The sequence below is a fragment of the Winslowiella iniecta genome (assembly GCF_001267535.1).
GTDB lineage: Bacteria > Pseudomonadota > Gammaproteobacteria > Enterobacterales > Enterobacteriaceae > Erwinia > Erwinia iniecta.
This window is the reverse complement of the sequence record NZ_JRXE01000008.1, coordinates 88,099-99,826: the sequence shown is the minus strand read 5'-3', so window position 1 is coordinate 99,826 and position 11,728 is coordinate 88,099. Positions and strand designations below refer to the sequence as shown.

General features: G+C 54.9%; 10 protein-coding genes. 4 read left to right on the top strand and 6 right to left on the bottom strand.

What is annotated here, in order from left to right:
• The 5 genes from rsxC to ydgT all read right to left on the bottom strand — a co-directional run.
• A partial coding sequence (gene rsxC, locus NG42_RS07325) for an electron transport complex subunit RsxC (protein ID WP_052898715.1) occupies window positions 1–1,778 on the bottom strand: 1,778 nt, incomplete at its 3' end.
• Entirely contained in the window at window positions 1,771–2,349 is a 579-nt protein-coding gene (gene rsxB, locus NG42_RS07320) for an electron transport complex subunit RsxB (RefSeq protein ID WP_052898624.1), read from the bottom strand. The genes rsxB and rsxC, both read right to left, overlap by 8 nt.
• A complete protein-coding gene (rsxA, locus tag NG42_RS07315) occupies window positions 2,349–2,930 on the bottom strand; it encodes an electron transport complex subunit RsxA (RefSeq protein ID WP_052898623.1) in 582 nt (193 codons plus the stop codon). The genes rsxB and rsxA overlap by 1 nt, the downstream gene beginning before the upstream one ends.
• Window positions 2,931–3,057: 127 nt before the next feature.
• On the bottom strand, window positions 3,058–3,501 hold the full coding sequence (locus NG42_RS07310; protein ID WP_052898622.1) for a DUF2569 domain-containing protein: 444 nt from the start codon (window positions 3,499–3,501) through the stop codon (window positions 3,058–3,060).
• A 116-nt stretch (window positions 3,502–3,617) separates the two neighbouring features.
• Window positions 3,618–3,833, bottom strand: a complete 216-nt coding sequence (ydgT, locus tag NG42_RS07305; protein WP_052898621.1) for a transcription modulator YdgT — start codon at window positions 3,831–3,833, stop codon at window positions 3,618–3,620.
• A 684-nt stretch (window positions 3,834–4,517) separates the two neighbouring features.
• Between ydgT and ytfQ the strand changes: the two genes are divergently transcribed.
• From ytfQ to yjfF, 4 genes are all read left to right on the top strand, one after another.
• A complete protein-coding gene (ytfQ, locus tag NG42_RS07300; protein WP_052898620.1) occupies window positions 4,518–5,474 on the top strand; it encodes a galactofuranose ABC transporter, galactofuranose-binding protein YtfQ in 957 nt (318 codons plus the stop codon).
• 91 nt (window positions 5,475–5,565) lie between these two features.
• The gene (gene ytfR / locus NG42_RS07295) at window positions 5,566–7,086 is read left to right on the top strand and encodes a galactofuranose ABC transporter, ATP-binding protein YtfR (RefSeq protein WP_052898619.1); all 1,521 of its coding nucleotides are present in this window, start codon (window positions 5,566–5,568) and stop codon (window positions 7,084–7,086) included.
• Window positions 7,079–8,098 carry a galactofuranose ABC transporter, ATP-binding protein YtfT gene (gene ytfT, locus NG42_RS07290; RefSeq protein WP_052898618.1) on the top strand — a complete coding sequence of 340 codons (1,020 nt, stop codon included), beginning with the start codon at window positions 7,079–7,081 and terminating at the stop codon, window positions 8,096–8,098. Before ytfR ends, ytfT begins: the two co-directional genes overlap by 8 nt.
• Window positions 8,091–9,077, top strand: coding sequence for a galactofuranose ABC transporter, permease protein YjfF (gene yjfF, locus NG42_RS07285; RefSeq protein ID WP_052898617.1), 987 nt, complete (start codon window positions 8,091–8,093; stop codon window positions 9,075–9,077). The genes ytfT and yjfF overlap by 8 nt, the downstream gene beginning before the upstream one ends.
• Window positions 9,078–9,139: 62 nt before the next feature.
• On the opposite strand, the gene NG42_RS07280 is transcribed toward yjfF, so the two are convergent.
• The coding region (locus tag NG42_RS07280; protein WP_052898616.1) for an Ig-like domain-containing protein at window positions 9,140–11,728 on the bottom strand (2,589 nt) is incomplete at its 5' end.

The following is an 11,728-nucleotide window of genomic DNA, read 5'->3' as shown; positions in this document are numbered from 1 at the left end:
CGGGCGATGGCGGCTTCTACTGCCGCCTTACGCGGATCGGCTGCACCCGTTTCAGCCGCCTGTTCCGCCTCAACTTTTTTCGCTTTAGCACGGGCAATCGCCGCTTCTACCGCCGCTTTACGCGGATCGCCAGTCTGACGAGTAACCGGCTCAGTTTCTGACTGTTTCTCAGCCTGACGAGCACGCGCCTGCGCAAGGCGGGCTTCACGCTGTGCGGTAACAATCGCATTATCCGGCTGTTCACCAGACTGTACGTCACTGGCGCTATTTTTCGCTTTAACACGATCCCGTGCCGCGGTGATTTCACTCTGATCGCTGGTGCTGACTTTACGTTTCGCCTGCTCATGGCGGGCTTCACGCGCCTGTTTCTCACGTTCAAGGCGCTCCTGACGCGCTTCGAAACGCGCTTTGGCCTGGGCGGTACGTTGCGCTTCGAGGTCGATGGCGCGCAGCTCGGCTTTTTCCTGGCGATAATATTGCACCAGCGGAATATTGCTTGGGCAGACATAGGCACAGGCACCGCATTCAATGCAGTCATCAATATGGTGCGCACGCGCTTTTTCATGATCGGCACCCTGGCTGAACCAGTAGAGCTGCTGCGGCAACAAATTGGCCGGGCAGGCGTCGGCACAGGCGCTGCAACGAATGCAGGATTGCTCCGCTTCATTGTTGCCCATTTCGCTGGCGGAAGGGGCGAGAATGCAGTTAGTAATTTTTACCATTGGCACATCGAGCGCCGGCAGAGTAAAGCCCATTAACGGCCCCCCCATAATCACCATTTGTCCGGCTGCCGGGGAGAAGCCAACCTGATGCAGCAGGTGGCTGACCGGCGTACCGAGACGGCCCCACAGGTTACACGGCTGTGCGACCGACTCACCGGTCAGCGTGACCACGCGCTCGGTGAGCGGTTCACCATCAATAATTGCGCGCTTCACCGCATAAGCCGTACCGACGTTTTGCATCAGTACGCCGATATCCGATGAGCGGCCACCGTGCGGCACTTCGCGACCGGTCAGAATTTTGGTCAGCTGTTTAGCACCGCCAGAAGGGTATTTGGTCGGGATCACCCGCAGCTGTAAATCGGTGCTGTTGCCCAGCGCTTGCTTCAGCGCATCAATGGCTTCGGGTTTATTATCTTCCACCCCGATCAGCACTTTTTCCGCCTGTAATATCCAGGCCAGAATACGGCTGCCTTCGAGGATCTCGTCGGCACAGTCCTGCATCAGACGATCATCGGCGGTGATATAAGGCTCACACTCGGCGGCATTAATAATCAGGGTATTCACCCCGCTCAGGCCGCCGCGCAGCTTGGTGCCGGTCGGGAAACCTGCACCGCCCAGACCGGCGACGCCTGCCTGGTGAATACGGCTGACCAGTTCAGCGCGCTCAAGCTGGCGGTAGTCGCTGACGGTTTCGCGTTCAATCCAGCGGTCTTCGCCATCGGGCGTAATAAAGATGCACATTTCGGACAGTGCGGAAGGGTGCGCCGTCATATGCGGCGCAATCGCTTCTATTGTGCCGGAAGTCGGGGCGTGAACCGGCAGCATCCGGCCACGACCGAAGGTCAGCGGCTGGCCGCGCAGCACTGTGTCACCCGGAGCGACACAGATCTCGCCTTCGTGACCAATATGCTGTTTTAACGGGATAATAAAACGTTCTGGCAACGGAATCTGACGCAGCGGCGTGCCGTTCGACTGGGTTTTCATCTCAGGAGGATGAATGCCGCCGTCAAAATCCCAAATTTTGTCTTTCTTGAAGAAATTTAACAGATTACGCATGACTTTCCACGGGGATAACCCGGACAGGAATCGTGTTGAGATCCCACTTCCAGTTGGCAGTGGTGGTCGCAACCGGACGCATTTCAATGCAGTCGGTCGGGCAGGGGGCAACGCAAAGATCGCAGCCGGTACAGACGTCGCTCAGCACGGTGTGCATGGCGCGGGTGGCACCGACGATGGCGTCAACCGGGCAGGCCTGAATACATTTGGTGCAGCCGATACAGTTGGCTTCGTCAATCCACGCCACGGTGCGTACCGGCTCTTTTGCCGCATCGTCACCGTCAATCGGTTGTGGGTCGACGTTAAGCAAACCCGCCAGTTTCAGCATGGTTTGTTCACCGCCGGGGGCGCATTTATTGATCGCTTCGCCGTTGTTACCGACCGCTTCCGCATAAGGGCGACAGCCAGGATAACCGCACTGGCCGCACTGACTCTGCGGCAGGATTTCGTCGATCTGTTCAACGATCGGATCGGCTTCCACTTTAAAGCGACGCGAGGCGTAACCCAGCAGCCCGCCAAACACCAGGCTCAGCGCGCTTAAGGCAATAATCGCTATCCAGATGGCAGACATCAGAATTTCACCAGACCAGAGAAGCCCATAAAGGCCAGAGACATCAGGCCGGCAGTCACCAGCGCAATGGATGAGCCTTTAAATGGCAACGGCACATCGGCCAGCACCAGGCGCTCACGCATCGCGGCAAACAGCACCATCACCAGCGAGAAGCCGACAGAGGCGCTGAAGCCATACATCGCCGCTTGCAAAAAGGTGTGATTCAGATTGACGCTCAGCAATGGCACTGCCAGTACCGCGCAGTTAGTGGTGATCAGGGGTAAAAAGATGCCCAGCAGACGATAGAGCGCCGGACTGGTTTTACGCACCACCATTTCGGTGAACTGCACGGTAACCGCGATCACCAGGATATACGCCAGCGTGCGCAGGTAAACCAGATCCAGTGGAACCAGAATCAGGTGGTTAACCACCCATGCACAAATCGAGGCAAGGGTGATAACAAATGTGGTGGCGAGTCCCATGCCAATTGCCGTCTCCAGTTTTTTGGAAACGCCCATAAAGGGACAGAGGCCGAGAAACTTCACTAAGACGAAGTTGTTCACCAGCACTGTGCCAACAAAAAGAAGCAGGTATTCGGTCATTGTTACGCCTGGGGGAAAAATAAAAGCCGCTTATTATCGGGCATTAGCGGCTGTATCACAACATATCAACCCTGGGGTTATTTTCTGATAGCACTCAGGATTAAATTACTGACGATTATATCAGCAGTTAATGCTCAATAAATGTCGTCTTAACCCGTTGAGAACGCTTGAAATAGGGTACCAGCAGCGAGGCGGCCAACAGCGCGATCAGTAAAGTCTTGATTGCCGCACCGTCGGTGACCGGCGAAAAGGCAAAGGTCTTAATCGCCAGCAGCACCGTCAGCAGCAGCCAGATAATGTAGTGGCGCGGCAGACGTCGTGACCGTTTGCAAAAGATCCAGGTAACCCATGCGCTGTAGATCCATACCAGTAAAGAAGTGGCCAGCGACAGCGTCCATTGCAGGGTAAAAGCGTGTTCCTGACTGAATAACGCCTGACGCAGATCCGGGCTAAGAAAAGCGCTGAGATACATCGCCACCACCAGCGTACTGGTCAGCAGGGTCATAATCAGCCACGCCAGAGGCACGAAAAGCCAGCCGCCAATACGTGGCGCAGAAGGTTGCACAGTCATGATAAGTTTCCTGACAGAGAGTAAACAGCGATGACAGCGTTTGCGGAAATCAAAGCTGCCATCATTAAACTGGAGGGGGATTATACAGAAAAAGGAAGGTAAAGTGAGCCAGGTGTTTATACCACGTAGCGCCAGACGGATTTCGGCACACAGCCTAAATCGAACAGGCGTCCACCGGACACTAATTCAGCGCGGCGATGATCGGCAGCGCGATACATATTCAGGATCTCTTTATCATCACTCAGCGAGTAGTTGAGGTGATCAAAAAGCTTTTCCAGCGTTTCTAAATTACTCACTTTACGAAATTTCAGCAGGTAGTCTTGTGCTGTCATGGTGGCCGTCAGGTCGGGGAATAGTGAGCTATCAAGTATAGGGAGACGCAAAAATCTGTCTATACCCTCAACCCTAAAAAAAAGAGAAAATCAGATAAATTCGTAGCAACGGCGTGCAAAATGATTTCTTTTAAGACTTATCTGTAGGAGATGTTGTTACTAATAGCTTTTTCAAAATGGAATAATAAGTTTTGGCTGTAATTATTACGCGCTGAAACGTTCACAGCATTATTATCAGTGACGCTAACTCTGACTCTTGGGCGCGCTGTAATAGCGGCTGCAATTTTCGCATTTAAAAAGCCTTTTTTTTCACCTTCATCGCGCTAACTGCCCTGTTACCGGTAAAAGTCTGCTTAAAACTGTCAGTGTGCGGGAAATCACAGTTCAGATAATTATTTATGTGCTGGCGCAGTGCAGCAAAATGGCAGAACTTTACGTGGTGCTGTAATCGCTTCCAAACTCTGCGCAGTTAACCGCTTATCTTTATTACAGTTATTTAACTGACCTGATAATAACGGCAGGGGAAAACTCCATATCGCTGGCGGTTATTCGGCGCTGAATTTTACGTAACTCATTTAATTCGTAGCATTTTGTGAACCATGTCGAAAATGTTTCCACCCGTTTAGTCCAGGCTTTAGGTGCCTTGTACTCATACAGCAATCTCCCATCAGAGGAAAAAAGATTATGTGGAAGCGTTTACTCTTAACCACCCTGGTGAGTGCTGCACTCTCCGGTTCAGCGCTGGCGGCCGATATGACAGTCGGCTTTTCTCAGGTTGGCTCAGAATCAGGCTGGCGCGCGGCAGAAACCAGCGTGGCGAAAAGCGAAGCCGCCAAACGCGGTATCACGCTGAAAATCGCCGATGGTCAGCAAAAACAAGAGAACCAGATTAAAGCGGTACGCTCTTTTATCGCCCAGGGGGTAGATGCCATTTTTATCGCACCGGTAGTGCAGACCGGCTGGGAGCCGGTGCTGGAAGAAGCTAAAGATGCGAAAATTCCGGTATTCCTGCTGGATCGCGCCATCGTGGTAAAAGATAAATCGCTGTATAAGGCGGTGGTGACCGCCGATAACGTGCTGGAAGGTAAACTGATTGGCGACTGGCTGGTGAAAGAGGTGGCCGGTAAACCTTGTAATGTCGTCGAGTTGCAGGGCACCGTCGGTGCCAGCGTGGCGATCGATCGTAAGAAAGGTTTTGCTGAAGCCATTGCCGGTGCCGAAAATATTAAAGTTATCCGTTCACAATCCGGCGACTTTACGCGCAGTAAAGGTAAAGAGGTAATGGAAAGCTTTATTAAGGCGGAAAATAACGGCAAAAACATCTGCATGGTTTATGCGCACAATGATGATATGGCAATCGGTGCGATTCAGGCGATTAAAGAGGCGGGGCTGAAACCCGGTAAAGATATTCTGACCGGCTCGATTGATGGCGTGCCGGATATTTATAAAGCGATGCTGGCGGGTGAAGCCAATGCTAACGTCGAACTGACGCCAAATATGGCTGGCCCGGCATTTGATGCGCTGGAGAAATTTAAGAAAGATGGCACTGAACCGCCAAAAATTATCAAAACTGAGTCTCGTCTGTTCCTGCCTGCTGATGCACAAACCGAATTAGATAAGAAAAAAGGCATGGGTTACTAAGCACAGCGCCGCCTGATCCCCAGTCACCCCGTTATGCGGCGGGACAGACTCTGCGATCCGGCGGTTTTTTTTATTCTGAGAGGCGATGTTTATGACCACGCAGACAGAGGAAACGCTGTTAAGCATCAACGGCGTCAGTAAGTTTTTCCCCGGTGTGAAGGCGTTGGATAATGTCTCTTTTAGCATCAGGCGCGGTGAAATTATGGCGCTGCTGGGGGAGAACGGTGCCGGTAAGTCGACGATGATTAAAGTGCTGACCGGCGTTTACCCGCGAGATGCCGGTAGCGTGACGCTAAATGGCCTGCCGATTAATCCCCGTAATACCGCCCAGGCACAGGAAATCGGCATTGGTACGGTCTATCAGGAAGTTAACCTGCTGCCGAATATGTCGGTGGCTGACAACTTATTTATCGGTCGCGAGCCAAAACGCTTTGGGCTGATCGATCGTAAAGCCATAGTGCGAAATGCGACCCGGCTAATGCGCGAGTATGGCTTTGAGCTGGATGTGACCCGTTCACTCGGCCAGTACTCGGTTGCCATGCAGCAGATTATTGCCATTTGCCGCGCGGTGGATCTCTCCGCACAGGTGTTAATTCTTGATGAACCGACTGCCAGCCTTGATGCCAGCGAAGTGGAGATGCTGTTCACGCTGATGAATCAGCTGAGAGCAAAGGGTATGAGTCTGATCTTTGTCACCCATTTCCTTGACCAGGTGTATCGCGTCAGTGATCGCATTACCGTGCTGCGTAACGGACAGTATATTGCCACCCGTGACACCCGAACATTGCCGCAGATTGAGCTGATTAAATTGATGCTCGGACGCGAACTGCTGGAAACCGCCCTGCAACGTGCCGGCAGCACCCTGCGCAGTAACCAGCCAGTGGTGGAGTTTAAAGGTTACGGTAAGAAGGGCACCATTGAACCCTTCAGCCTGCAAGTCAGGCCGGGTGAGGCGGTCGGGCTGGCCGGATTGCTCGGTTCCGGGCGCACCGAAACCGCCGAGTTGCTGTTTGGCATTCGCCGTGCTGACAGTGGCAGCGCAATGATTAAAGGCAAAAAACGCACCATTCGCACCCCGGCGCAGGCGTCGCGTCTGGGAATGGGGTTCTGTCCGGAAGATCGTAAAACCGATGGCATTATTGGTGCAGCCTCGGTGCGGGAAAATATCATTTTGGCTTTGCAGGCACAGCGCGGCTGGTTGCGGCCGATAAAGCGGCGTGAACAGCAGCAGATTGCCGAGCGCTTTATCAAAAGCCTTGGTATCCGAACGCCGCATGCTGAGCAGCCAGTCGAACTGTTATCCGGCGGTAACCAGCAGAAAGTGTTGCTGTCACGCTGGCTGGTGACGCGTCCGCAGTTTCTGATTCTCGACGAACCGACGCGCGGCATTGATGTTGGTGCTCATGCGGAGATTATCCGCCTGATTGAATCTCTCTGTGCCGATGGTCTGGCGCTGCTGGTGATTTCCTCGGAGCTTGAAGAGCTGGTGGGCTATGCCGATCGGGTGTTGATCCTGCGCGATCGCCAGCAGGTGGCGGAAATACCGCTGGAGCAGCTTTCGGTGGCGGCGATTGTGAATGCGATTGCTGACGGAGGCGCGCAACATGCTTGAGTCACAGTTATCTCCGGAGAAAACGCGCATGTTGAAAGGTAAGTTCCCGCCGGGAGTGCCGCAGATTGCCGCACTGGTACTGGTGCTGATTGTCGACAGCCTGGTCGCCAATAACTTTTTCGCCATTCATTTGCAGGATGGCCGCCTGTTTGGCAGTCCAATTGATATTCTGAATCGCGCGGCGCCGGTGGCGTTACTGGCGATTGGCATGACGCTGGTGATTGCCACCGGCGGTATTGATTTGTCAGTGGGGGCGGTGATGGCGATTGCCGGGGCCACGGCAGCGACCATGACGGTGGCCGGTTACAGCTTGTGGCTGGTCATTGTGGCGACACTCGGTGCCGGACTGCTCTGCGGGATATGGAATGGGGTGCTGGTGGCGCTGCTGAAAATCCAGCCATTTGTCGCCACCCTGATACTGATGGTTGCCGGGCGCGGTATCGCACAGTTAATTACCGAAGGGCAGATTGTCACCTTTGACAGTGATGCGCTGGCGCGTATTGGTAGCGGCACGCTGTGGCTGTTTCCGGTGCCGGTCTGGATCACGTTGCTGGTGGCGGCGCTGGTCTGGCTGTTAACCCGCAAAACCGCGCTGGGATTATTTATCGAAGCGGTGGGGATAAACCTGCGTGCGGCACGCAATGCCGGGGTTAACGGCTGGCTGGTGGTGATGTCGACCTATGCCATCAGCGGGTTGTGCGCGGCGGTGGCCGGTCTGATTGTTGCGGCGGATATTCGCGGCGCGGATGCCAATAATGCCGGACTATGGCTGGAGCTGGATGCGATTCTGGCGGTGGTGATTGGCGGGGCGTCACTGATGGGCGGACGTTTCAGTCTGGTGCTGTCATTGATTGGTGCACTGATTATCCAGGCAATGAACACCGGGATTTTGCTGTCCGGCTTTGCGCCGGAACTGAATCAGGTGGTGAAAGCGGTGGTGGTGATGTGTGTGTTGCTGTTGCAGTCTCCGCGCTTTATCCAGTTGTTTAAACGAGGACGCCGTCGTGATTAAACGTCATCTGCCATTAATGATTACCCTGCTGGTATTTGTTGCGGGCTATCTGTTCTGTCTCAGCCAGTTTCCCGGCTTTGCCTCGACGCGATTGATTTGTAATATTCTGACTGATAACGCCTTTCTCGGCATTATTGCCGTCGGTATGACGTTTGTGATTCTCTCCAGCGGCATCGATCTGTCGGTCGGCGCGGTGATCGCCTTTACCGGCGTATTCCTCGCCCGTGCGATTGGCGACTTTAATCTGTCACCCTGGCTGGCCTTCACGATTATCATGGTCGCCGGTTCGGCGTTTGGTGCCATGATGGGCTGGCTAATTGATGCGTTAAAAATTCCGGCGTTTATTATCACTCTCGCCGGGATGTTTTTCCTGCGTGGCTGTAGCTATCTGGTGGCGGAAAGCTCGATTCCCATCGACCATCCGCTGTATACCTCATTATCCAGTATGGCGTGGAAAATTCCCGGCGGCGGGCGCTTAAGCCTGCTGGCGCTGGTGATGCTGGTGGTGGTGGTGTGGGGAATATTGCTGGCGCACCGTACGCGCTTTGGTAATCAGGTGTATGCCGTCGGCGGCAATGTGACGTCCGCTCAGCTGATGGGTATCTCGACTCGCGCCACTACGGTGAAGATCTATATGCTGTCATCCGGCCTGGCGACACTGGCAGGGATTGTGTTTTCACTGTATACCTCGGCGGGCTATGCACTGGCTGGAATGGGCGTAGAGCTGGACGCCATCGCCTCGGTAGTGATTGGTGGCACGCTACTTTCCGGCGGGGTGGGAACCGTGCTGGGAACGCTGTTTGGCGTGCTGATTCAGGGACTGATCCAGACCTGGATTAACTTTGATGGCACCTTAAGTTCCTGGTGGACCAAAATTGCGATTGGGATTTTGCTGTTTAGTTTTATCGCGCTGCAACGGTTATTAACCGTGATGTGGGATCGTCAGCAGAATGCGCCGGTTAAGCGACTGCCGTCCTGAGCGGAAATCATAAAAGGCTCCGCAAGGGAGCCTTTACTGGGATAAAGATTAAGGATGATAACTTACAGAGTAATGTTCCATTTCAGGATATGTTCACTTGAGTTATTGGAGTTGGTGTCATCCATCTTCAATTTCCAGACTCCTGATTTACTCACACCTGATGGTAACGTAACGGTATAAGTTTTCTCGGCTTCAGGTTGTGCGGTGCCCATCGGTTTAACCATATACTCAACGTTATTTGGCGCCACAATGCTAAACCACGCCAGTGAGGTATTGGGGCTGGTAATGGTAACCTTGACCTTTATGCTACCTGGAACAGTCCCTGTTCTTCCGCTAATTGTCATCTGCGCACTTTTAGGGGCATCGGTGGTGGTATAGGTGATATCCGTGCCTCGGTATGACTGCGGCGGCACGACCAGGGCCACATCCGGAGCGTTAGTTGGTGTCGCGCTGCCAACCTTTGCAGTAACCCTTGCTACACTGTCCGGTGAGGTTGCGCTGCCAGGAATGTCCGCTTTCAGTTGAGCTGTAACCTTACCGTCGTTATCGGTTAGCGGAGCCATGCCCGTCACTACGCCCTTATCAGTTTGCCAGCTTACCGCCACACCCGGTAATAAATTGCCGTTTACATCTTTTACCTGAGCAGTAAACAGAGCAACATCAACATTATTGGAAACGATGCTGGGTTTATTGACGGCCAGATCGCCCGTGTTAATTCTTGCTGTATTCTGGTCACCAATAAATGTCACCAACGGTGCGTTGACGGCAGCGGTGTTGCCCAGCTTCGCGCTGACCTGCGTCACCCTTGCCGCAGTCGCGGTCAGTCTGATGGTTGCCACACCGTCCTGACCGGTAACGCTCTGATTAGCTGGGGCTAACGTACCGTTGTTAGTGCTCCAGGTTACGGTGACGCCCGCTACCGGGTTGTCGTGGACGTCCTTAACCAGCGCGCTATAGGTTGCCTGATCAACGTTGTTTGCCACGATACTGCGGTTGGGAAGCACGGAAATATTGCTGCTGTCGAGACGAGCGGTGGCCGGATCGCCGGTAAAGCTTACCGGCGTCGCGGTGGCCGTGCTGCCGGTGCCTGGCGTGGCGGTTACCGTGGCGCTGCCTGCCTGCGTTGAGGTCAGGGCGATCACCGCTTTACCGTTGTTATCGGTAGTGCTGGTCGTGTTGCCGTTGGCAAAAGTCCCGCGATCGGTGGCCCAGCTGACCCGTAAGTTCTTCACCGGGTTACCCTTCGCATCTTTCACCAGCGCGGTGTAGGTAATGGCCGCCGTGCCGTTGGCCAGCGCCGTGTTCCGATCCGATGTCAGATCGCCGTTACCGATACCGGCGGTGGATTCGTCAGCCTTCAGCGTCACGTCCTGCGCATTGACCGCCGGTTTGCTGTTGACGCTCGCCGCGGCCTTCGCAATCCCGGCCTCGGTGCCTTTCAGCGCCATGGTTGCCACGCCGCTAGCGTTGGTTTTACTGATGCCGTCGGCGCGGTTAAATTCACCGACGCCGCTGTTGGTCCAGATGACGTCGATGCCTTCCACCAGGTTGTCGTTGGCGTCTTTAATCGTCACGCTGTACAGCGCGGAGTCAGTGCCGTTGGCCGTCACGAGAGTTTTATTGACCGTTACCGCACCGCTGACATCTGCGGTGGCAGGGTTGGCCTTAAAGGTCACCGATTCGGCGCTGGCGGTGCCGCCGTTGCCCGCTGTCGCGGTGACCTGTACCGCACCTGCGCGGGTGGATTTCAGCGCAATCGTGGCCTTGCCGCTGGCGTCAGTATCAGTGGTGGCGGTGGTACTGCCGTCCGGGAAGGTGCCGAGTGTGGTCACCCAGGTGACTTTCTGCTGATTAACCGGGTTGCCGTTAACGTCTTTCACGATGGCGCTGTAAGTGACAATTTCCACATTGTCGGCCAGCGCTTCCGCTTTGTCGCGGGTCAGATCGCCGTTACCGATGCCCGAATTACTGCCGTCGGCGATAAAGTTCACCAGCCGGTTAATCCCCGCGCCACCGTTAACCGATGCCGTCACCTGCGTATTGCCCGCACGGGTATTGGTCAGGGTAATTCTGGCCTTGCCGTCGGCGTCGGTGGTGCTGCTGTTGCCGCCCAGCGTCCCGCTGTTGGTGGTCCATCTGACCTGCATTTTCGGCACCGGATTCCCTCTGGCATCTTTCACCAGCGCGGTAAAGGTCGCTTTATTGCTGCCGTTTGCCACGATGTTCTGGCCATCGACCGTCAGGTCGCTGTCATTTAGTGAAGCGGTATCGCGATCGGCAATAAACTGCGCCCCGGCGCTGGCGTTGCCGCCATTGGCGGTCGCCGCCTTCACGGTGACGGTTTCCGCCACGGTATTGGTAAAGCCAAGCCTCGCCACGCCCTGCGCGTCGCTGAGCTGGGTCGCCGATCCCAGCGCAGTCGCCGAGCCTGTCAGGGTAAAGGTGACGGGCATCTGCGGCACCGGGTTGCCGCTGGCGTCGGTGACGGTGGCGCTGACCTGGTTGGCAGCGCTGCCGTTGGCAATGCTGTTGTCCGTGGTGATCACCACCGCGCCGTCATTGACTCTGCCGGTCGAGGTATCGGCAACTTGCTGAATGGTGGCGGTTTTCAGGGTGACGCCGTTAATCGATGGCGTGACCGTCAGGTTGCT

Excerpts from the sequence above, each read along its gene's own strand:
- rsxB (WP_052898624.1), bottom strand. The coding sequence starts at position 2,349 with ATGTCTGCCATCTGGATAGCGATTATTGCCTTAAGCGCGCTGAGCCTG.
- rsxA (WP_052898623.1), bottom strand. The coding sequence starts at position 2,930 with ATGACCGAATACCTGCTTCTTTTTGTTGGCACAGTGCTGGTGAACAAC.
- NG42_RS07310 (WP_052898622.1), bottom strand. The coding sequence starts at position 3,501 with ATGACTGTGCAACCTTCTGCGCCACGTATTGGCGGCTGGCTTTTCGTG.
- ydgT (WP_052898621.1), bottom strand. The coding sequence starts at position 3,833 with ATGACAGCACAAGACTACCTGCTGAAATTTCGTAAAGTGAGTAATTTA.
- ytfQ (WP_052898620.1), top strand. The coding sequence starts at position 4,518 with ATGTGGAAGCGTTTACTCTTAACCACCCTGGTGAGTGCTGCACTCTCC.
- ytfR (WP_052898619.1), top strand. The coding sequence starts at position 5,566 with ATGACCACGCAGACAGAGGAAACGCTGTTAAGCATCAACGGCGTCAGT.
- ytfT (WP_052898618.1), top strand. The coding sequence starts at position 7,079 with ATGCTTGAGTCACAGTTATCTCCGGAGAAAACGCGCATGTTGAAAGGT.